At 46.7% G+C, this 20896-nt stretch carries 18 protein-coding genes; 12 read left to right on the top strand and 6 right to left on the bottom strand.

Annotation, left to right across the window (positions count from 1 at the left end; all coding sequences use genetic code 11):
* Positions 1-212 precede the first annotated feature (212 nt).
* The 4 genes from gyrA (at position 213) to Q0852_RS11990 (ending at position 6539) form a co-directional block, all read left to right on the top strand.
* A complete protein-coding gene (gene gyrA, locus Q0852_RS12005) occupies positions 213-2846 on the top strand; it encodes a DNA topoisomerase (ATP-hydrolyzing) subunit A (protein ID WP_299018262.1) in 2634 nt (877 codons plus the stop codon).
* A 281-nt stretch (positions 2847-3127) separates the two neighbouring features.
* Complete coding sequence (gene serC, locus Q0852_RS12000) at positions 3128-4210, top strand: 3-phosphoserine/phosphohydroxythreonine transaminase (RefSeq protein ID WP_299018261.1); 1083 nt, start codon at positions 3128-3130, stop codon at positions 4208-4210.
* 151 nt (positions 4211-4361) lie between these two features.
* Positions 4362-5618, top strand: a complete 1257-nt coding sequence (locus Q0852_RS11995) for a DUF5666 domain-containing protein (protein ID WP_299018260.1) — start codon at positions 4362-4364, stop codon at positions 5616-5618.
* Positions 5619-5855: 237 nt separating this feature from the next.
* A complete protein-coding gene (locus tag Q0852_RS11990) occupies positions 5856-6539 on the top strand; it encodes a hypothetical protein (protein WP_299018259.1) in 684 nt (227 codons plus the stop codon).
* Positions 6540-6576: 37 nt separating this feature from the next.
* Here the strand turns inward: Q0852_RS11990 and Q0852_RS11985 are convergent, their stop codons facing one another.
* Positions 6577-7002, bottom strand: coding sequence for an NUDIX hydrolase (locus Q0852_RS11985; protein WP_299018258.1), 426 nt, complete (start codon positions 7000-7002; stop codon positions 6577-6579).
* Positions 7003-7162: 160 nt separating this feature from the next.
* On the opposite strand from Q0852_RS11985, the gene aroA reads away from it, so the two are divergent.
* The 8 genes from aroA to Q0852_RS11945 all read left to right on the top strand — a co-directional run bounded on the left by aroA (position 7163) and on the right by Q0852_RS11945 (position 15514).
* Complete coding sequence (aroA, locus tag Q0852_RS11980; protein WP_299018257.1) at positions 7163-8443, top strand: 3-phosphoshikimate 1-carboxyvinyltransferase; 1281 nt, start codon at positions 7163-7165, stop codon at positions 8441-8443.
* A gap of 248 nt (positions 8444-8691) precedes the next feature.
* Positions 8692-9375 carry a (d)CMP kinase gene (gene cmk / locus Q0852_RS11975; protein WP_299018256.1) on the top strand — a complete coding sequence of 228 codons (684 nt, stop codon included), beginning with the start codon at positions 8692-8694 and terminating at the stop codon, positions 9373-9375.
* Positions 9376-9474: 99 nt separating this feature from the next.
* Positions 9475-11145: a 30S ribosomal protein S1 gene (rpsA, locus tag Q0852_RS11970; protein ID WP_299018255.1), complete on the top strand. Its 1671-nt coding sequence runs from the start codon at positions 9475-9477 to the stop codon at positions 11143-11145.
* Positions 11146-11217: 72 nt separating this feature from the next.
* Entirely contained in the window at positions 11218-11508 is a 291-nt protein-coding gene (gene ihfB, locus Q0852_RS11965) for an integration host factor subunit beta (protein ID WP_299018254.1), read from the top strand.
* Between the two features lie 130 nt (positions 11509-11638).
* The gene (locus tag Q0852_RS11960; protein ID WP_299018253.1) at positions 11639-11923 is read left to right on the top strand and encodes a LapA family protein; all 285 of its coding nucleotides are present in this window, start codon (positions 11639-11641) and stop codon (positions 11921-11923) included.
* A 6-nt stretch (positions 11924-11929) separates the two neighbouring features.
* On the top strand, positions 11930-13099 hold the full coding sequence (gene lapB / locus Q0852_RS11955) for a lipopolysaccharide assembly protein LapB (protein WP_299018252.1): 1170 nt from the start codon (positions 11930-11932) through the stop codon (positions 13097-13099).
* Positions 13100-13347: 248 nt separating this feature from the next.
* Positions 13348-14043 (top strand): orotidine-5'-phosphate decarboxylase, encoded by a 696-nt coding sequence (pyrF, locus tag Q0852_RS11950; protein WP_299018251.1) that lies wholly within the window; start codon positions 13348-13350, stop codon positions 14041-14043.
* A gap of 196 nt (positions 14044-14239) precedes the next feature.
* On the top strand, positions 14240-15514 hold the full coding sequence (locus Q0852_RS11945) for an MgtC/SapB family protein (RefSeq protein ID WP_299018250.1): 1275 nt from the start codon (positions 14240-14242) through the stop codon (positions 15512-15514).
* A 59-nt stretch (positions 15515-15573) separates the two neighbouring features.
* Here the strand turns inward: Q0852_RS11945 and Q0852_RS11940 are convergent, their stop codons facing one another.
* The 5 genes from Q0852_RS11940 to sapA are packed head-to-tail and all read right to left on the bottom strand — an operon-like array spanning position 15574 to position 20859.
* The gene (locus tag Q0852_RS11940) at positions 15574-16401 is read right to left on the bottom strand and encodes an ATP-binding cassette domain-containing protein (RefSeq protein ID WP_299018249.1); all 828 of its coding nucleotides are present in this window, start codon (positions 16399-16401) and stop codon (positions 15574-15576) included.
* Positions 16398-17399: an oligopeptide/dipeptide ABC transporter ATP-binding protein gene (locus tag Q0852_RS11935; RefSeq protein ID WP_299018248.1), complete on the bottom strand. Its 1002-nt coding sequence runs from the start codon at positions 17397-17399 to the stop codon at positions 16398-16400. The genes Q0852_RS11940 and Q0852_RS11935 overlap by 4 nt, the downstream gene beginning before the upstream one ends.
* Positions 17399-18286, bottom strand: coding sequence for a putrescine export ABC transporter permease SapC (gene sapC / locus Q0852_RS11930; RefSeq protein WP_299018247.1), 888 nt, complete (start codon positions 18284-18286; stop codon positions 17399-17401). The genes Q0852_RS11935 and sapC overlap by 1 nt, the downstream gene beginning before the upstream one ends.
* Entirely contained in the window at positions 18273-19235 is a 963-nt protein-coding gene (locus tag Q0852_RS11925) for an ABC transporter permease subunit (RefSeq protein WP_299018246.1), read from the bottom strand. Before Q0852_RS11925 ends, sapC begins: the two co-directional genes overlap by 14 nt.
* A gap of 4 nt (positions 19236-19239) precedes the next feature.
* On the bottom strand, positions 19240-20859 hold the full coding sequence (gene sapA / locus Q0852_RS11920; protein ID WP_299018245.1) for an ABC transporter substrate-binding protein SapA: 1620 nt from the start codon (positions 20857-20859) through the stop codon (positions 19240-19242).
* Positions 20860-20896: the final 37 nt, after the last annotated feature.

Genomic DNA, 20896 nt, shown 5'->3' with positions numbered 1-20896 from the left:
AATGGCTGGAGTAGGTTTTGCGTGAAAAATGACCATTTGAGTGCGGGAATGGTAAATAGCGGCATAAGTTTGTGTCTGATTTTTGGTAAATCCGCTAAATTACTCACAACATAAATTGTGAAAGGTGTGCCTATCTAGGCTGATTTATGCTATATTCTCGCACCTTGCACGTATAGATATACGACAGAAATTACCTGAGGGATATTGGCTCCATGAGCGATCTTGCAAAAGAGATCACGCCCGTAAATATTGAAGAGGAGCTGAAAGGCTCGTACCTCGACTATGCGATGTCAGTCATCGTTGGTCGTGCTCTTCCGGACGTGCGTGATGGCCTTAAGCCAGTGCACCGTCGCGTATTGTTCGCGATGAATGTGCTAGGCAATGACTGGAATAAAGCATACAAAAAATCAGCCCGTGTGGTTGGTGACGTAATCGGTAAATATCACCCGCACGGTGATAGCGCTGTTTACGACACAATCGTACGTATGGCGCAACCTTTCTCTCTCCGCTACATGCTGGTAGATGGCCAGGGTAACTTCGGTTCAATCGATGGTGACTCTGCTGCGGCAATGCGTTATACCGAAGTTCGCATGGCGAAAATTGCCCACGAACTGTTGGCCGATTTGGACAAAGAGACGGTTGACTATGTGCCTAACTACGATGGCACTGAGCAGATCCCGGCAGTATTGCCGACAAAGATCCCGAACCTTCTTGTCAACGGTGCTTCTGGTATCGCGGTTGGTATGGCGACGAATATTCCGCCACACAACCTGGGTGAAGTTATCGACGGCTGTCTGGCTTATATCAATGATGAAGACATCACCATTGACCAGCTGATGGAATATATTCCAGGCCCAGACTTCCCGACCGCAGCACAGATCAGTGGCCGTAAAGGCATTATTGACGCTTATCATACGGGTCGCGGTAAAGTTTACATGCGCTCTAAAGCTGATATCGAAACAGACAAGAATGGCAAAGAAACCATTGTTGTTACTGAGATTCCATATCAGGTCAACAAAGCTCGTCTGATCGAAAAGATCGCCGAGCTGGTTAAAGATAAGAAAGTTGAAGGCATCAGTGCCCTGCGTGACGAATCTGACAAAGATGGTATGCGTATTGTTATCGAATGTAAGCGTGATGCTGTGGGTGAGGTTGTTCTTAACAACTTGTACGCACAGACTCAGCTACAGACTACATTCGGTATCAACATGGTTGCGCTGGACAATGGCCAGCCAAAACTGTTCAACCTGAAAGAGATGCTGAAGTGCTTCGTGAACCACCGCCGTGAAGTGGTTACACGCCGTACTATCTACGAACTACGTAAAGCCCGTGACCGTGCTCATATCCTTGAAGGTCTGGCGCTGGCACTGGCTAACATCGATGAGATTATCGAACTGATCAAGAGTGCACCAACGCCGGCCGAAGCAAAAGCTGGCCTGGTAGCGCGCGGTTGGGATCTGGGTAACGTTGCAGCAATGCTGGAGCGTGCCGGTACTGACGCGGCTCGTCCTGATTGGCTGGAAGAGCAGTATGGTATCCGTGACAACCAGTACTACCTGACAGAAATTCAGGCACAAGCGATCCTGGATCTGCGCCTGCATAAACTGACAGGTCTTGAGCACGAGAAGATTCTTGGTGAATACAAGACGCTTCTGGATGAAATTGCTGAATTGATGCACATCCTTGCAAGCTCTGAGCGTTTGATGGAAGTGATCCGTGAAGAACTTGAACTGGTTAAAGAGCAGTTCAACGATCCTCGCCGCACTGAAATCACAGCTGCAAGCCACGACATCGATCTGGAAGATCTTATCACCCAGGAAGATGTTGTTGTTACCTTGTCGCATGAAGGTTATGTGAAGTACCAGATTCTTAGCGACTACGAAGCTCAGCGTCGTGGTGGTAAAGGTAAAGCGGCAACGCGTATGAAGGAAGAAGACTTCATTGAGCGTCTGCTGGTGGCTAATACCCACGATACTATCTTGTGCTTCTCTAGCCGTGGTCGTATGTACTGGTTGAAAGTGTATCAGTTACCGCAAGCAAGTCGTACAGCCCGTGGTAAGCCAATCGTGAACATTCTTCCGCTGGAAGAAAATGAACGTATTACCGCAATTCTACCGGTGAAAGAATACGAAGATGACAAGTTTGTCTTCATGGCAACAGCTGATGGTACAGTTAAGAAGACACCACTGACTGATTTCAGTCGTCCTCGTAGCGCAGGTATTATCGCAGTGAACCTACGTGACGGTGATTCCCTAATTGGTGTTGACGTAACAGATGGATCTGATGACATCATGCTGTTCTCTCAAGCTGGTAAAGTGGTTCGCTTCTCTGAAGATCAGGTTCGTGGTATGGGGCGTACTGCTGCCGGTGTTCGTGGTATCAAGCTTGCTGAAAGCGATCATGTTGTTTCGCTTATCGTTCCTCACAATGAAGGCGATGTCCTGACTGTAACCGAAAATGGTTATGGTAAGCGTACTGAGCTAACGGAATACCCAGCGAAGAGCCGTGCAACACAAGGTGTTGTATCGATTAAAGTCTCTGAGCGTAATGGTAGCGTTGTCGGTGCCGTACAGGTTGAAGATGGCGATGAGTTCATGATGATCACCAACGGCGGTACGCTGGTTCGTACACGTGTTGCCGAGGTGAGCCGAGTGGGCCGTAATACCCAGGGTGTGACTCTTATCCGTACCGCCGAAGACGAGCAGGTAGTTGGCTTGCAGCGTATCGATGAGCCGGAAGAAGATGAGAGTATTGAAGACGCCGTGATTAGCGAAGGTGAAATTACCGAAGCGTCAGAACAGCCAGCAGCTGATTCTGAATCAGGCGAATCACCTGAAGAAGAATAATTTATCTAGAGAGTTGTTCTGATAAAAACGCAGCCCACGGGCTGCGTTTTTTATATCTGGCGTTTATCCCGATTGGTATTAACCTCCCCATTCAACCGTTTTTTCTGCGAAAGATATCAAGAAAGCCTTTTCACCTATCCAATAAAGGTGTAAAAACAAAGACCTGATCTTTGTCACATCTTGTGGCGGGTTGAGCAATCGAAGGGCTGGTCGATTTATACCTTTAAGTCGCAATGTCTTTTAAAACCAATGTTTTATATAGCAGGAGCAAGTCTTACATCATGGAAAAGGTCTATAACTTTTGTGCTGGTCCGGCAATGATCCCAGCAGACGTTATGAAGCAAGCCCAGAATGAACTGGTGAACTGGAATGGTTTAGGGACATCCGTGATGGAAATCAGTCACCGTAGCAAAGAGTTTATGGCGGTGGCTGAGCAGTCAGAAAAGGACTTGCGCGATCTGCTTGCCATTCCTGATAACTATCATGTGCTTTTCTGCCACGGTGGTGCTCGAGGCCAGTTTGCTGCAGTTCCAATGAATTTGCTTGGTGATGCTGAAACTGCTGATTATATGGATGGCGGTTATTGGGCGCATAGTGCTGCGAATGAAGCGCAAAAATACTGTAAACCGAATGTGGTTGATATCACCTGTGAGCGAGATGGCAAGCGCGCTATTTTACCTGCTACGCAATGGCCGTTGTCTGAAGAGGCTGCTTTTGTCCATTTCTGTCCGAATGAAACCATTGACGGTATCGAGATCCGCGATTTGCCAGATACGGATAAGCCGATAGTTGCTGATATGTCTTCAACCATTTTGTCGCGTAAGATTGATGTTTCAAAGTACGGTGTGATTTATGCCGGCGCTCAGAAAAATGTCGGTCCGGCCGGTCTGACGATTGTTATCGTCCGTGATGATTTGCTGGGTAAGGCCAAGCCGATCCTACCAAGCATTCTCGACTACACCGTATTGGTGGATAAAGACTCTATGTTTAATACACCGCCGACGTTTGCCTGGTACTTAGCTGGCGAAGTCTTTAAGTGGCTTAAGAGTATTGGTGGAGTTGAAGCGATGCAGCATCGTAATGAAACCAAGGCCAAGGTGCTGTATGACTATATCGATCAGTCTGATTTTTATCGCAATGAAATCCACCCGGACAACCGTTCACTGATGAACGTGCCTTTCCAGCTTAAAAATCCTGAGCTTGATGCACTGTTCTTGGAACAGGCTGATGCGGTTGGTCTGAAAGCGCTGAAAGGCCATCGTGCCGTAGGTGGAATGCGGGCATCTATCTATAATGCAATGCCAGTCGAAGGCGTACAGGCGTTAGTCGATTTTATGGTCAGGTTCGAGCAAGAGCACGCATAATCTCCCGATTTTTAATAATGAAAGCTTCTCTGTTGAGAGGCTTTTTTTATGAGTTGCAATTATAGTGTTCCTTTTCTTATTTTCGCTTTCAAGAACAGTACAGGAATTACCTACACTTAATTTTCGATAAAATCCTGTCGCGAGCGGAAAGATGAAAAATTTAGTATATGCAGTAGTGGGTAGTGTTTTGTTGTCCGGCTGTGGAGGTGACAGCTCTGAATCTTCGGTTGATGGTTCAGGCTTGATATCCCGGATTAACGGTACTGTTGATATGATTTCTTATACGGCATTACAGCTTAGTGTTAATGGACATGAGCTTGATGCATCTGATTCTGATGTGAGTTATAATGGACAACGTTTCAGTTTTGATTTTGTCACTACAGGGATGCAGGTTGAAATCAGCAACCAGAACAACACAGCTCAAGCAATTGTATTGCAACCTGTTGTGGCAGGTCCTGTGACCGCATTATCTGCAGACTCTACAACCGTCAACGGGATAACTTTTAACTTTTCTGCCAGCGGAGTGGTGATTGGTGATTGGGTTATGCTATTTGCCCTTCTTCATCCTGATAATACCTGGTCAGTTACTTCTTTAAGTAAAATTGATCCGTTGCTTAATGCCGAAATTGAAGGTGTGCTTTCTGGCGTAGATCAAGCTGGTGCGGGAACGGCTCTGTTGGGAACGGTACCTGTTGATTATACCAATGCCATTATTGAAGATGGCCGTACATTAGCGAATGGCATGTGGGTTGAAATATACGGGCAGTTTAGTGATGGTCGATTTATTGCTTTTTCGATAGATATTAAGGATCCGCAGGACTTTAACGGACTGGAATTTGAAGGTGTGGTTACCTGGGTCAGTGATGACAAGATGCTGTTTGAAGTAGCAGGACATTTGTTAGTCGGTATCAACGCCAATACTGTATTTGATGATGGTACCGTTAATAGTCTACAGGCTGGTGCCGTTGTTGAGTTAGATTTAGTCCAGTCCGGTGATTCACTTGTCGCTGCTAAGGTCGATTTTGAAGATCAGGTTGTGGCTCCTGATAACCTTGAGTTCAAGGTGGAAGGAGAGGCCAGCTTCTCTAATGGCCAAGTGTCAATTAATGGTATTCCTTTTGATGTTAATGCCGGAACGCGTTTTGATGATGGACTGGCACTTAATAACCTGGATGGCAGCTGGGTAGAATTAAAAGGAAAGAATATCAATAACCAGTTTGTACTGAAAGAAATCGAGCTGGAGTCCCGTGATAATGAAATCAGCCTGGAAGGACCGGTGGAAAGCAACACTATGTGGGGATACTCTGCTTCAGATAATTCATTGGCAACTTTCAACGGTCAGTGGGTAGATATAGAGTGCTCGCATAATGGCAACGATTTGACTTTATGTCGGCTTGATTTGAATTAGTACAAAAATGATGGTGGTAAAAATTCACTGTTTTGTCATTTGCTGGTATCAAATCTCACGTATCTTCCATAGAAAGTCTCAGCATTATTTTATGCACATTTATACGCATCAGACATAAATTACGGAAATTGTTTTAAAATCAATCATTCATATAAACACAGTTTCCCTCGCTAGAAACAGTGAATACTCGTTTTTCGAGTATTATGTAACAAAAATTGCGAGGGATTAGCTAGAACGATGATGAACTCAAATGTATATAAGAAGAAAGCATCAGATTTTCAGTTATTGAGTTTGCAAGGCCGTGACACTGAGAGCCTGGTTACGCTGTGTAAGGATCATAAGGCGAGTCAAGAACAGCAGGATATAAGCTGTTATCTGGTTTTTAAGCAACAGACGCCGCACTTTTATTCCTTGAGGAAGCATAGAATAAATGCCAGTCGATTTAATGGATATGATAGCGTTGATGAAAATTGCATTGCTTTCATGTCGCTGCTGAATGACAGTGCGATTGAGGAAGTTGAAGTTGATTTTCCACTTGCCTTGTATCGTTTTACTAACCGTCACCACATTTTTAATTTGCTGTTATCACTCAAAGAGCACTTTGAACACAATACTCTTAATATTCGGTTGCCTTTGGCGAGTATTGCATCTGAGCAAGAATTGGAAGGTATTACTAAGCTTTGCTTGGTTGCCGGGGCTGATAACCTGACAATGTCACTCGATATAAAAGCCAAGAAGGAACAAGATGGTTACATCTCGTTGGTTTTGAAATTGCTGAAGCGTTTTTTTGTGACAGATAGTTGCGGCATTATTTATTCAGGCCTTACTACTATTCCGGCGATGGAGCGTATTGTCGCGCTATCGAAAGAAGAGCTTGGTGACGAGTGGGTTGAAACAACCTTCCTTAAATTTGAATGCTAGATATACAAAAACGGTGTATCAGACACCGTTTTTCTGTTTACCCCAGGCAGAAACGATTTTCCAAAAAGCAGCGAATTGATTGTTCGCTGGCATCAAAATGAGGCTGGGGTAGATTAGAAGGGGCAACCCATTGCCATCCCTCGCATTTGTCAGGTTCGCGAAGCTCAGGCTCACCTGTAAACTCCGTCACTAATACCGCGATACTGATATAGTGCTTCCCTGACTCATTGTAGGTTTGCAGGTTGTTGGTTACTGCAATTACTGTGGGATTTTTGATTAGTAGCCCGGTTTCTTCTTCCACCTCACGGGCTGCGCATTGGCTGAAAGTCTCTCCGATTTCCATATGGCCCCCCGGAATCGAATAATAGGGCGCATGGCTGTTTTTTCGTTTACCGATCAATACCTCTCCTGCAGGGTTAACAATGATTACGCCGATACCTACCATAGGTGTTTCTGATGCCACTATTTGCTCCTTATTTTCTAATCAATTACCGACTATAAAACCAGATACTCAGCATATCACTTTCTCCTGCTGGGAATTGAGCGAATCAGTACTAGCGGACTGAGATATTATTCGCTAATCTGCTGGAACGCATAAAAATACAGGATTGAATATAGAACAGATGGAAAGTTTAACGTTACAGCCGATAAATCAGATTAATGGCGAAGTAAATCTGCCGGGGTCGAAAAGTGTTTCTAACCGCGCGCTATTATTGGCTGCGCTAGCACAGGGTACCACGCGCCTCACTAACTTGCTTGATAGTGATGATATCCGCCACATGTTGAATGCATTAAAGCAGCTGGGCGTAAACTATCAACTTTCAGACGATAAAACCGTCTGTACAGTTGAAGGCGTGGGTTCGGCCTTCCATCCCGAGCAGGCCTTGGAACTCTTTTTGGGTAATGCCGGTACGGCGATGCGCCCGTTGGCCGCTGCGTTGTGCCTTGGAGAAGGAGAGTTTGTTCTAACGGGCGAGCCGCGTATGAAGGAGCGTCCTATTGGTCACCTTGTTGACGCTTTGCGAACCGCCGGAGCTGATATTACCTATCTTGAGCAGGACAATTATCCGCCTCTGAAGATCAAAGGCACAGGTCTGTACGGCGGAGAGGTTGAAATTGATGGTTCGATTTCCAGTCAGTTTCTGACTGCATTTCTGATGTCGGCACCGTTGTCTAAGGCTGATACGTTGATTCGGATTAAGGGGGAGTTGGTTTCCAAACCTTATATCGATATTACTTTGCAGATTATGTCTCAGTTTGGCGTATCGGTAGAAAACCGCGACTACCAAGAGTTTGTTGTACCTGCCGGTCAAACCTATCAGGCTCCGGGTGATTTTCTGGTTGAAGGTGACGCATCATCGGCTTCATATTTCCTGGCGGCAGCGGCGATCAAAGGCGGTGAAGTTAAAGTAACCGGCATTGGCAAGAAAAGTATCCAGGGCGATGTTCAGTTTGCGGATGCGCTGGCAGCGATGGGAGCAGAGATCGAGTGGGGCGATGATTATGTCATTGCCCGTCGCGGTGAACTGAAAGCTGTCGACATGGACTTTAATCATATTCCTGATGCTGCGATGACGATTGCAACCACCGCGTTGTTCGCAGAGGGGACAACGAGAATCCGCAACGTATACAACTGGCGGGTTAAAGAAACAGATCGACTTGCTGCGATGGCGACGGAGTTGCGTAAGGTGGGAGCTGAGGTTGAAGAGGGGTATGATTATATCACTATCACCCCGCCAGCCAAGCTTCAACACGCCGCGATTGATACTTATGACGATCATCGGATGGCGATGTGTTTTTCGCTGGTGGCTATGAGTGATACGCCGGTAACAATCAACGATCCTAAATGTACATCAAAAACTTTCCCAGATTATTTCGATAAGCTGGCCCAGCTTAGTCATTAATTTACAGTATTATGAAGCCCGCCATTTGGCGGGTTTTTCTTTTGGATTCTCGCGATCTGGCATAGTGGTTTGTTTGCTCTTCTCTTATTCTTTATTGCCAAATTATGAAAAGCGAATTTCTTGGTTTTAATAGTACTTCCGTATTTTTTTCCGTATAATATGCCCCCGTTTGCGAGGGCTATAATGAAACGCCATGCGTTCGCGTTTCATTATAACGCTTTATATTTGAACATGTTCGGAGAAAACCTATGTCTACAGATGCTCCAGTGATCACTGTTGATGGGCCAAGCGGGGCCGGTAAAGGCACATTGTGTATGCTATTGGCAGACAAACTGGGCTTGAATTTACTTGATTCTGGTGCCATTTACCGTGTGTTGGCTTTAGCTGCGATTCATCACGGTGTTGATCTTGATTCTGAAGACGCACTGGTTCCTTTGGCTGCGCACCTGGATGTTCAGTTTGTTGCCGAAGGCGAGCTAGTTAAGGTGGTTCTGGAAGGCGAAGATGTTTCAGGTGAACTTCGCAAGGAAGAAACCGGTATGGCAGCGTCGAAGGTTGCTGCACTGCCACGAGTACGAGAAGCACTGTTGCGCCGCCAGCGAGCATTTAGTGAAGCGCCGGGGCTGGTGGCTGATGGTCGAGACATGGGAACGGTGGTTTTCCCGCAGGCTGAAGTGAAAATTTTCCTGGATGCCAGCGCAGAAGAACGAGCCAACCGTCGCATGAATCAGTTGCAACAGAAAGGCTTAGATGTTAACTTTGGCAGCCTTTTGAAAGAAATTCAGGAACGTGACGACCGAGATCGCAACCGTGCGGTCGCTCCGTTGCGTCCCGCAGACAATGCTTTGGTGCTAGACTCTACTGAGATGTCAATAGAGCAAGTGACGGCACAAGCATTGGCTTATATTGAACAAAAATTATCGGCTGAGTAATCAGCATGATGGCGTCGGTAACAAGGATGATTACTGACTTTACTACCAACCCCATGAGGTAGGATACCCATGGTTGTTAATCATATTGAAGATTAAATAATGACTGAATCTTTTGCTTTACTCTTTGAAGAGTCTCTAAACGAACTAGAAACACGTCCAGGTGCGATCGTTAAAGGTACTGTTGTAGCTATCGAAAACGGTTACGTACTAGTAGACGCAGGCCTTAAGTCTGAGTCTTCTATCCCAGCTGACGAATTCAAAAACGCTGCAGGCGAAATCGAAATCGAAGTTGGCGCAGAAGTTGACGTTGCTCTAGACGCTGTTGAAGACGGCTTCGGTGAGACTAAGCTTTCTCGTGAAAAAGCTAAGCGCCACGAAGCTTGGATCCAGCTTGAAAAAGCTTACGAAGATGCTGAAACTGTTGTTGGTATCATCAACGGTAAAGTTAAGGGCGGCTTCACAGTTGAACTTAACGGCATCCGTGCGTTCCTACCAGGTTCTCTAGTAGACGTACGTCCAGTTCGCGACACTGCTCACCTAGAAAACAAAGAGCTAGAGTTCAAAGTAATCAAGCTAGACCAGAAGCGTAACAATGTAGTTGTTTCTCGTCGCGCAGTTATCGAATCTGAAAACAGCGTTGAGCGTGATGAACTTCTTGCTTCTCTACAGGAAGGCATGGAAGTTAAAGGTATCGTTAAGAACCTTACTGACTACGGTGCGTTCGTTGACCTTGGTGGTGTTGATGGTCTTCTACACATCACTGACATGGCTTGGAAACGCGTTAAGCACCCATCTGAAATCGTTAATGTTGGCGACGAGATCAACGTTAAAGTTCTTAAGTTCGACCGTGAGCGTACTCGCGTATCACTAGGTCTTAAGCAGCTAGGCGAAGATCCATGGGTAGCAATCGCTAAGCGTTACCCTGAAGGTACTAAGCTTTCTGGCCGCGTAACTAACCTAACTGACTACGGCTGCTTCGTTGAAATCGAAGAAGGCGTTGAAGGTCTTGTACACGTTTCTGAGATGGATTGGACTAACAAGAACATCCACCCATCTAAAGTTGTTAACGTGGGCGACGAAGTTGAAGTTATGGTTCTTGATATCGACGAAGAGCGTCGTCGTATCAGCCTAGGTCTTAAGCAGTGTAAAGCTAACCCATGGCAGTCATTTGCAGAAATGCAAGCTAAGGGCGATAAAGTAACTGGTAAGATCAAGTCTATCACTGATTTCGGTATCTTCATCGGTCTTGAAGGCGGCATCGATGGTCTTGTTCACCTATCTGACATTTCTTGGAATGTTGCTGGTGAAGAAGCAGTTCGCGAATTCAAGAAAGGCGACGAAATCTCTGCAGTTGTTCTAGCAGTAGACGCTGAGCGTGAGCGTATCTCTCTAGGTATCAAGCAGATCGAAGAAGACCCATTCAACGGCTACGTTGCAGTTAACAAGAAAGGTGCTCTAGTTACTGGTACTGTTACTGCAGTTGACGCGAAAGGCGCAACTATCGAGCTAGCTGAAGGCGTTGAAGCTTACCTACGTGCTTCTGAAGCATCAGTTGACCGTGTTGAAGACGCAACTCTAATTCTTTCTGTTGGCGATTCTGTTGAAGCTAAATTCACAGGCGTTGACCGTAAGAACCGCGTAATCAACCTATCTGTACGCGCTAAAGACGTTGCTGAAGAGCAAGAAGCAATGGCTAGCCTGAACAAGCAAGACGATGCTTCTTTCGGTAGCGCTATGGCTGACGCTTTCAAAGCGGCTAAAGGCGAATAATTGAGCATAGGGGGAGGATTTTTCCCCCTAAGCGGTTATACTATTGAGAAACATACTAAAAACGGAGTGTTTATGACAAAGTCTGAATTAATTGAAAGACTATGTAGTCAACAAACACATCTTTCTGCCAAACAGGTAGAGGATGCAATCAAGGAAATCCTTGAGCACATGGCGACCACTCTTGCTGAGGGTGATCGTATTGAGATCCGTGGCTTTGGTAGCTTCTCATTACATTACCGCGCTCCACGCATAGGTCGTAATCCGAAGACGGGTGATAAAGTTGAGCTGGACGGTAAGTACGTTCCTCACTTTAAACCAGGTAAGGAATTACGCGACCGGGTTAACACAGCTTTCGCTGGTTAATCGCGTTTAGAACAAAAAAACGGCATGCTGAAAGTATGCCGTTTTTTTATGTCTATAGATCATGGTCTGATGAGTGAAAATCTTGCATAATCAACCCATCAATTTTTTGATCAAGTGAGAAGGATTCACGATGAAGATACTTAGCATTCTTATATTGGTTGTCTGCTTTTTGGTCACTTTAGCGCTGGGTGCGCAAAACCAACAGCTGGTCAACTTTGATTTTCTTATAGCTCAGGGTGAGTTTCAGTTATCTACTCTACTTGGTATCGCATTCGGTTCTGGTTTTGCGATTGGTTGGTTGATTTGCGGTACGCTCTATCTGAAGGCGCGTTATTCTAAGAACCGCCTGAGCAAAAAAGTACAAAAGCAGAAAAAAGAATTGGATCAGCTTCGTGCCGAGCCTGTAAAGGAATAATCGTTAATGCTAGAGCTGTTGTTCCTGTTACTTCCGATTGCGGCCGCTTATGGCTGGTACATGGGTAACAGGAGCGCTAGTAACAAACAACAGGAACAGTCTCATCATATGTCGCGCCAGTATGTAACTGGCTTGAACCTGCTGTTGTCTGATCAGTCAGACAAGGCGGTTGACGTGTTTATTGAACTGCTCCAGGTTGATAGTGAAACTATTGATACTCACCTTGCTTTGGGGAACTTGTTCCGAAGCCGGGGTGAGGTTGATCGCGCTATTCGTATTCACCAGAACCTGATAGCCCGTCCAAACTTGACTATTGATCAGCGCAACCTGGCGCTTCAGCAGTTGGCGAAGGATTATATGGCTGCGGGTTTCTTTGATCGTGCCGAGAAAATCTTCGAACAGCTTCTTGATGAGCCGGATCACCGCAAAGGAGCATTGCAGCAGCTATTGACCATCTACCAGCAGACACGGGAATGGGATAAGGCTATTGAGATGGCTACCCAGCTAGTAAAAATGGGCAAGTCTAACCTCAAGCATGATATCGCTCATTACTGGTGTGAAATGGCCATGTTGGAAATGAGTGCGCTTAATTCGGATAAGGCCAGGCAGTATCTGAAAAAGGCAGTATCGGCTGATAAGGCCTGTGTTCGAGCTTCTATTATGATGGCAAAGATCCTGATCAGTGCAGAGGAATACAAGGCTGCTACTAAGCAACTTGAACGCGTCGCCGAGCAGGATATTGACTATGTCAGTGAAACGCTACCTATGTTGTTGCAATGCTATGAAGCGACAAATAATGAGACTGGCTGGCTGAAGTATCTGCGCCATTGTGTTGAGCTTAAGGCTGGTGCAACAGCTGAGTTGATGCTGGCTGATGAGATCTCCAGGCATGAAGGCTCAGTGGTAGCGCAGGCCTTCATGACTCGTCAGTTGACCAAAAACCCGACTATGAAGGGGTTTTATCAGTTGATGGATTATCATCTTGATGAAGCAGAAGAAGGCCGGGCGAAAGAGAGTTTAAGTACACTACGCTCTCTGGTTGGTGAACAATTGAAGATTAAGCCTCATTACCGTTGCCGTAAATGTGGTTTTGCAACTCATTCGCTCTATTGGCAATGTCCATCCTGTAAAGGCTGGGGAGGTGTCAAACCGATCCGTGGCCTAGATGGCGAGTAAAATTATTGATTGAATAGCCCGTTCGTAACCCGAACGGGCTTTTTATTGGCATGAAGAAACAGCGTCTTCTGGAGAGGCTTTTTAACTATCTTATCTGTACAAACGATTGGCCTGTTAAGAAAAGTGTCAGTTTTAAGTCTTACGAACAAATTCTCAATAATTACTCGATAAAATACAGATTTACTGTACAATCCTGACCGCGCTCAGGAAGCTGGGCAAGTTTGACCTATTACTAAGCAGGAGATGCCATGTTGGATCCAAAAGTGATTGTCGCTCTCGACTACCCAAGTCAGGATGAGGCGTTAGCCTTTGTTGACCGGATTGAACCGGGAAGTTGCCGACTGAAAGTTGGCAAAGAGATGTTTACTTTCTATGGCCCCGATTTCGTGCGTAAACTGCATGATCGGGGCCATTCTGTATTTCTGGACCTGAAATTCCATGATATCCCTAATACTTGTTCTCGTGCGGTTGCGGCAGCTGCGGAGCTGGGCGTATGGATGGTGAATGTCCATGCCAGTGGTGGTGAGCGGATGATGGCTGCCTCGCGTGATATATTGGAACCTTATGGTAAAGATCGACCACTACTGATTGGTGTAACGGTACTGACCAGTATGGATGCTGCAGATCTTGCTGGTATCGGCATTCAACGCGAGCCTCGTGAGCATGTATTAAGCCTTGCAATTTTGGCGAAGAATAGTGGTCTGGATGGTGTCGTCTGCTCTGCTCAGGAAGCGACGATGCTGAAGAGTAACCTCGGGCAGGATTTTAAATTGGTAACCCCGGGCATTCGTCCGGCAGGCAGTGCAGCAGGTGATCAGCGTCGGGTTATGACGCCGATAGAGGCTGTACAAGCTGGTTCTGATTATCTTGTTATCGGCCGCCCAATCACTCAGGCGGCAGATCCTGCTGCTGTGCTGGCCGAGATTAATAAGTCGCTGGCTTAATAAAGTATTCACCCTATCTCTATAGCGCCCGGCTTTAACCGGGCATTTTTTTGCCCGGATATCATACGGGTATCACGAAATTATCAAATATTCTTCAGATAACCCGCAATAGCCGTAAGTATTTACATACACTTAAACCAATCAGAATTGTTTATATTTTCTTGTGCCATTGATCTATTTGCCGGGGAGGGCAGAAATGGATTTGGCAATTAATATTGATTCTCCTTTTTGGCGTTTAGGCATTGCATTGCTTTTAGGCGCACTGATTGGAACCCAACGCGGATGGGTGCATCGTAATGAGGCTGCTGGCTCAAGAATCGCGGGGATCAGAACTTACTCGCTTATTGGTTTAATGGGCGGTTTATGTGGCATGCTGACCGAGCTTTACTCAGAACTGATACTTGGTTTTTCATTTGTAGCTCTGACTGGATTGATCGTCATGGCCTACATAAAAAGCCAGAAGGTAAAGAGCAACCTCAGTATTACGGGCTTAATTGGTATGCTGATAACCTTTTTACTCGGAAGTCTGACTGTTGTCGGTGAACCTGTAATTGCAGCATCTGCGGCGGTTATTACCGCTATTATTCTGGATAACAAGAAGGAGCTTCACGATGCTCTGATGAAGCTGCAGGAGTATGAACTTGATGCGGCTTTGCGCCTGCTACTGATTTCTGTAGTGATGCTGCCATTGTTGCCGAATCAGGGAATGGGGCCATGGCAGGCTATTAACCCTTACGAAATTTGGTGGATGGTGGTGCTAATCGCCAGCATTTCTTTTGTCGGCTATTTTGCAATTAAAATTGGCGGGGCAGAGAAAGGGATCTTGTTTACTTGCCTGTTTGCTGGCTTGAGTTCATCGACAGCGTTGACATTGCAATTTTCTAACCTTTCCAAGCAGCAGTCACATTTAAGTGGTTTGCTGGCCAGCGGAATTTTGATTAGTTGCGGTACGATGTTCCCGCGGATCCTATTTGTGTGTTCGGTGATTAACTATGCCTTGGTTGATTTGCTTTGGTGGCCGATGCTCTTGATGATGGCGGGTTTCTATTTGCCTGCATACTGGATTTGGCAACATGCCAATGTGACTAGTGAAAAATCGCCGGAAGTGAAGCAGAGTCCGCTCGCACTTTCTTCAGCTTTGTTTTTCGGCCTTGTTTTGTTATTGATTATGTTACTTTCTAACGCATTACAGGAGTGGTTTGGTGATGCCGGTACACTCTCGCTTGCGGCTATTTCAGGGATAACCGATGTAGATGCTATCACTCTCGCGCTTGGCAGACAGAGTGCCAGCAACGGACTATTGGTTAATACAACGGTATTAGCGATTTTCATTGCTGCTGCGGTTAATAGCCTGGTAAAGATGGGAATGGCTTGTTTTGTCGGCGCTAAGTCTTTGCGCCGATATGTGATCGCTCCGGTTACAGGTTCGGTACTGTTGGGGGCGGTGACTGTGTGGTTGTCTTTTACTTAAGTGAGCAGGTGTGGTTTAGCTTAATAAAAACGGGCCATTACAGGCCCGTTGAAGCTTATTTAAGGACACTCAATTTTTGGTGTGCCACTACTAATACGGTTACTTCGATCGTGTGACGGAGCGGAGAAATGGCTATCGAGTAACTTTTGAGTCAGCGGATGCTGAGGGTTACTGAATACTTCCTCTGTACGTCCTTGTTCAACAACTTCACCTTTTTGCATCACGATGACTTTATCTGTGAAATGCTTGATAACGCCCATGTGCTGAGATACGTAGATATAGGAGAGTCCCATCTCTTCTTGTAACTCCAGCAGTAGATTGATGATCTGTGAGCGCATGGACATGTCCAGCCCGTTTAACGCTTCGTCAGCAACAATGATACAAGGCTGAAGGATAAGTGCCCGTGCCAGTGATACACGTTGTTTCTGTCCGGTTGCAAGCATCTGCGGGTAAAAATAGGCATGTTCCGGTAACAGGCCGACTCGTTTAAGCGTCATCATGATCCGCCGCTCGCGTGCTTGAGGCGTCATGTTGGTATTTCGTTTGAGCGGCCCTTCCAATATTTTGCCGATCTGGATTCGCGGATTGAGTGAGGTATTGGGATCTTGAAAGATCATCCGGATCAGTTTGCATCGGGTTTGAAAGTCATTGGGAACCAGTGGTTCACCATTAACACGGATAACCCCCTCTGTTGGTTCAACAACGCCTGATAGCATTTTGGCAAGGGTAGATTTTCCTGAGCCGTTTTCTCCCATGAACGCCATTGTTTCACCGGCTTCCAGCGAAAAGGAGACTGGTTTGACGGCTTCGATAGTACGGCGTCGGAATAACCCCGAGCGGTAGTGGTAATCTTTTTTGAGGTTTTCGACCTCTAGTAATGCACTCACTTCTTCGTCTCCTCCATATTCAGCGGGAAGTGACAGCTGAATTTATGGTTCTTGATCTTCCTTCTCTTTGGTACCTCAACACACTTACGTTGGGCATGCGGGCACCGCGGGCCAAGGCGACAGCCTATTGGCAGGTGCTGGAGGGGAGGAATTGAGCCGGGTAGTGTTTCCAGTTTGCATTTGTGCGGTAATTCATCCAAGTTGAAATCCGGCATGGCGCGTAGCAAGGCTTCCGTATATGGATGGTGCGGTGAGTCCAGTATTTGCTGTCGGCTACCGGATTCAACCGACTGGCCACAGTACATTACTGTAATACGGTCCGCCCACTGAGTTACAGTGGTCAGGTCGTGGCTAACAAGCAGAATCGTAGTATTGCCCAGCTGGTTCATTCGGCTGAGCAGGCGGAAAATCTGTGCCTGGGTGATAGGATCAAGATCATTGGTCGGTTCGTCGGCAATCAGCAGACGAGGGCGGTTAGCAATCGCCATGGCAATCATAACTTTTTGACATTCACCGTCAGTCAGTTCATACGGATAGCTTCTCATTACCCGTTTGTGCTCTTTGATACCGACTTTATGAAGTAAGGCTATTGCTTGTTTCTGGCGCCATTGGAAACGTTGCCACCAATGTCCGGAAAATGATGCAGAAGGGATAGCTTCCTCTAACTGCTCGCCTACTCGCTCCGACGGGTCCAGACAAGAAGATGGTTCCTGGAAAATCATGGCAATCTCACGGCCGACGATCTTGCGCCGTTCGCGTGCGGAAAGAGACAGTAGGTCAACATCACCCAGTCGCAGCCGGTCAGCACTGACCCGCCAGTTGTCTTTCTCGACCCCGGCAATTGCTTTCGCTACCAGGCTTTTACCTGAACCGGATTCACCCACCAAGCCTCTGATTTCTCCCTCATTGATGGTCAGGCTCATCCGGTCGACGGCCTTGACCATACCTTGTGGAGTATCGATTTCGATGGTCAGGTTACGAATATCTAATAATGGCATTAATCAATTCCCGCATTTATAGCTTGGCGGAGTCCTTCCCCTACTAAGTTTATAACCAATACACTAAAGGTGATTGCCAGTCCGGGCAGCGTGACAGTCCAGGGGGCAAGGTAAATCAACTCGATTGAATCACCAAGCATTGCACCCCATTCAGGTGATGGCGCTTGTGCTCCCAGGCCGAGGAAACCCAGCGCGGTAATATCCAGAATAGCAATAGAAATTGCCCGGGTAAGCTCATTGGTAATGACTGTCAGGATATTGGGTAAAATAGAGTTATACAGCAGATAGAAGCTATTCGCTCCATCAAGACGAGCAGCGATGATGTAATCTTTTTCTACCTCTGCGTGTACGGCGGTATAAATTGCTCGGATAAAGCGTGGGATCAATGCCAGCCAGATAGCCAGCAGAATGTTGACTTCTCCTGGTCCCATATAGGCAACCACAATAATTGCCAGCAGCAGGGAAGGTATCGACAAGACGGTATCCAGTACATGGTTCAGGAAGCTGGATTTCAGTCCACGTGTCATCCCTGCGGTAACGCCGATAAGAATACCAATGGCACTGGAGGCAAATGCGATAAGCAGTGCATAGCCAAATGTGAGTTGTGATCCCAGAATAAGGCGAGTGAGGATATCCCGGCCTAGGTCATCAGTACCAAAGAAATATTCGACATGACCGTGCGGATCCCATGAAGGAGGCATCAGTAGTTCGCCGACTTGCTGGAACGGCGTATACGGAGCCAGCCATTTAGCAAAAATGGTGATCAGCAGTAGGAAAAACAGGCACCATAGCCCGAACATTGCCAGTGAGTTTGACCGGAAATTGTGCCAGGCTCGCTCCCACTGGGTCGGGATTTTCTGCTCCTGGTAAATGTTATTTGATAGCATACCATTCCTTCCTGACTAGCGGGTTTACAAAGGCTCCGGTGAGATCTGACAGTATGTTGGCGATCAAGATAAACGTGCCGACAGTGATAACACCAGCCTGGATTGCCACATAGTTTTGATCGGCAATAGCGTTGAGTAACCAGCGGCCAATTCCCGGCCAGTTGAAAATGGATTCGGTCAGCATGGCAAAGGTCATCATGGTTGAAAATTGCATGCCGAGTTTGGGGATAATTGGTGGAATGGCATTTTTTAGTACATGGCGCATGATGATTTCAAACATCGACAGGCCTTTGGTTTGAGCTACCTTGATAAAGTTTTGGGTCACTACCTCGGCAACAGAAGCGCGTGTCAGGCGGATGACTTCTGTCATCGGCGCAAGAGCCAGTACTAAAGTCGGTAGTATCAGGTGGCGGATAGTATCCATCAAAGCTTCGGTTCGGTATGTCTTATCGGACAGCATGACATCGAATAGGGCAACGCCAGTGACATGGTCGATTTCATACAACAAGCTGTAGCGACCGGCAACCGGTAGCCAGCCAAGCTGCTGGGAAAATAGCATAATTAGCAATACAGCTAACCAGAACAGCGGAATCGAATAGCCGACCAAAGTAACTGATGAGATTGCGGTATCAATAAACCGACCACGTTTAACGCCGGCCAGGGTACCTAACGGGATACCTGCAATTAGCGATAGCGAAAAAGCAAAGAAACAGAGCTCCAGCGTGGCGGGGAAAACTACCAGCACTTCGTTCAGAATCGGATCGCCAGTTTGGTTCAGCCCTAGGTTACCAGCCATAAGGTTTTCAAGGTAGATGAACCAGCCGCTCCAGAAAGGCTGGTGGGTCCAGATTGAGTTTTGATCAAGGCGCATGAGACTGAATCCGATCAGGGTCAAAATAGCCATGGTGATCAGGAACAGATTGAGACGACGAATAGTATAAATAAACATGCTATTACTCGCTGCGGTAAACACTTGAGAATGAGCGAGTACCGAAAGGACTCATTTGTAATCCACCCAGAGATTGATGGTGAACCTGAAAATGGACACCGTGGGCCAGTGGAATAACTGGCACCTCGTTATCCAGGATATCTTGCGCAAGGTGGTAGTAATTCACGCGTTGTTCCAGTTTATTAGTGCGTGAAGCCAGCTCCAGCAGGTTGTCGAAGCTGAGGTTGCACCAGTTTGCTACGTTCAGACCGGCATGTTGTGCATTGCAGGAAAGTAATGGCCGAAGGAAGTTGTCAGGATCGCCATTATCAGCAATCCAGCCTGTCAGGATGAGATCGCTTTGCGCGATATCGACAGCATTCAACCGACGAAATGTTTCCATGTTGTAGACCGCCAGTTGGATACCAACCGCATTTAGATCAGCCTGGATTAATTCAGCGGTTTTTCTCGGGCTTGGGTTATATGGACGCGGTTCTATGGAAACCCACATGTTCAGAGTCAGGTTTTTGTCGTAGCCCGCTTCTTTTAGTAGTTTCAAAGCCTGGGCTGGGTCATAATCGAGTGCCTTGCTGTCGTGGTTATAAGCCCATGACATAGGTGGCAAAATGCTTTTCGCTTTCGTTCCTGTTCCGTAGTAAACCGAGTTCAGCAGGTTTTCGCGGTTGATGGCCAAGTTGATGGCTTTGCGTACCCTAATATCTTTCAGTGCAGGCTTGGTGTTATTAATGGCGACAAACGCCACATTCATGCCTGTTTGGGCCAGTAGCTCAAACTCTTCACTATCGCTGATCACCGGTAATTGGCTAGCAACCGGAGAAGAGAGGACATCACATTCTTTGCTGAGTAATTTGGCTAATGTGCCTGTACCGCGGGAAGAAATGTCGAATACAACCTGTTCCATCGGAGCGGCTCCTTGCCAGTAACCCCAATGGCGGTTAAGCCGGATTAAGTCATTAGGGATATATTGAGCGAGGTAGAAAGGCCCGGTGCCTATCGGCTTCATGTCGAGCTGATTGAGTGTGCCGGCCTTGAGCACCTGCTGCCCATATTCCTGTGAGTGGATCACTGTATAGCTGGTTGCCATGTTAGACAGGAACGCATTATCCGGCCGTGTCAGGAAGAATTTAACCGTATGTGAATCTATGAGCGTGATGTCTTTAACCAGGTCAGGGAACCCCTGGCTGTCAAACCATGGATAGCGTCCGCCAGAAACGTTGTGGAATGGGTGATCCGATTCAATGATGCGCTTGAAGCTGAAGACAACGTCTTGGGCGTTGAGTTGGCGGGTCGGCTTGAACCAGTCTGTTGACTGAAATTCAATGCCTTTACGCAGGGTAAAAGTATATTCAAGACCATCATCGCTGACTGACCAACTGCGTGCAAGTGACGGAAGCGGCTGGTGACTGACAGGATCCAGCATCAGCAGGCGGTCAAATATCTGTGCTGCCAGTGTGTCGGCTGTTAGTCCGCCGTCAGTGAGTTGGGGATTAAACGTTGTTGGCGTATCTTGCCCACAATAAACGAAGCCGCGGCTACGAATATTGCTATCTTGGTGTGGTTCTGTGCAGCCGATCAGGCTAAACAGGCCGAAGCACGCAAGCAGCAGACGAGTATAGGCGCTCATAAAGAAAAGTTTTTTTTGAATACAAGAGATTAAATTT

Source organism: uncultured Photobacterium sp., assembly GCF_947502415.1.
Classification (GTDB): Bacteria; Pseudomonadota; Gammaproteobacteria; order Enterobacterales; family Vibrionaceae; genus Photobacterium.
Note: the sequence above shows the minus strand (reverse complement) of the source record. Positions and strands in the feature narration are given on the sequence as shown.

What these genes read in the sequence shown, in the direction of transcription:
- gyrA (WP_299018262.1), top strand. Translation starts at nt 213, where the DNA reads ATGAGCGATCTTGCAAAAGAGATCACGCCCGTAAATATTGAAGAGGAG.
- serC (WP_299018261.1), top strand. Translation starts at nt 3,128, where the DNA reads ATGGAAAAGGTCTATAACTTTTGTGCTGGTCCGGCAATGATCCCAGCA.
- Q0852_RS11995 (WP_299018260.1), top strand. Translation starts at nt 4,362, where the DNA reads ATGAAAAATTTAGTATATGCAGTAGTGGGTAGTGTTTTGTTGTCCGGC.
- Q0852_RS11990 (WP_299018259.1), top strand. Translation starts at nt 5,856, where the DNA reads ATGATGAACTCAAATGTATATAAGAAGAAAGCATCAGATTTTCAGTTA.
- aroA (WP_299018257.1), top strand. Translation starts at nt 7,163, where the DNA reads ATGGAAAGTTTAACGTTACAGCCGATAAATCAGATTAATGGCGAAGTA.
- cmk (WP_299018256.1), top strand. Translation starts at nt 8,692, where the DNA reads ATGTCTACAGATGCTCCAGTGATCACTGTTGATGGGCCAAGCGGGGCC.
- rpsA (WP_299018255.1), top strand. Translation starts at nt 9,475, where the DNA reads ATGACTGAATCTTTTGCTTTACTCTTTGAAGAGTCTCTAAACGAACTA.
- ihfB (WP_299018254.1), top strand. Translation starts at nt 11,218, where the DNA reads ATGACAAAGTCTGAATTAATTGAAAGACTATGTAGTCAACAAACACAT.
- Q0852_RS11960 (WP_299018253.1), top strand. Translation starts at nt 11,639, where the DNA reads ATGAAGATACTTAGCATTCTTATATTGGTTGTCTGCTTTTTGGTCACT.
- lapB (WP_299018252.1), top strand. Translation starts at nt 11,930, where the DNA reads ATGCTAGAGCTGTTGTTCCTGTTACTTCCGATTGCGGCCGCTTATGGC.
- pyrF (WP_299018251.1), top strand. Translation starts at nt 13,348, where the DNA reads ATGTTGGATCCAAAAGTGATTGTCGCTCTCGACTACCCAAGTCAGGAT.
- Q0852_RS11945 (WP_299018250.1), top strand. Translation starts at nt 14,240, where the DNA reads ATGGATTTGGCAATTAATATTGATTCTCCTTTTTGGCGTTTAGGCATT.
- Q0852_RS11935 (WP_299018248.1), bottom strand. Translation starts at nt 17,399, where the DNA reads ATGCCATTATTAGATATTCGTAACCTGACCATCGAAATCGATACTCCA.
- sapC (WP_299018247.1), bottom strand. Translation starts at nt 18,286, where the DNA reads ATGCTATCAAATAACATTTACCAGGAGCAGAAAATCCCGACCCAGTGG.
- Q0852_RS11925 (WP_299018246.1), bottom strand. Translation starts at nt 19,235, where the DNA reads ATGTTTATTTATACTATTCGTCGTCTCAATCTGTTCCTGATCACCATG.
- sapA (WP_299018245.1), bottom strand. Translation starts at nt 20,859, where the DNA reads ATGAGCGCCTATACTCGTCTGCTGCTTGCGTGCTTCGGCCTGTTTAGC.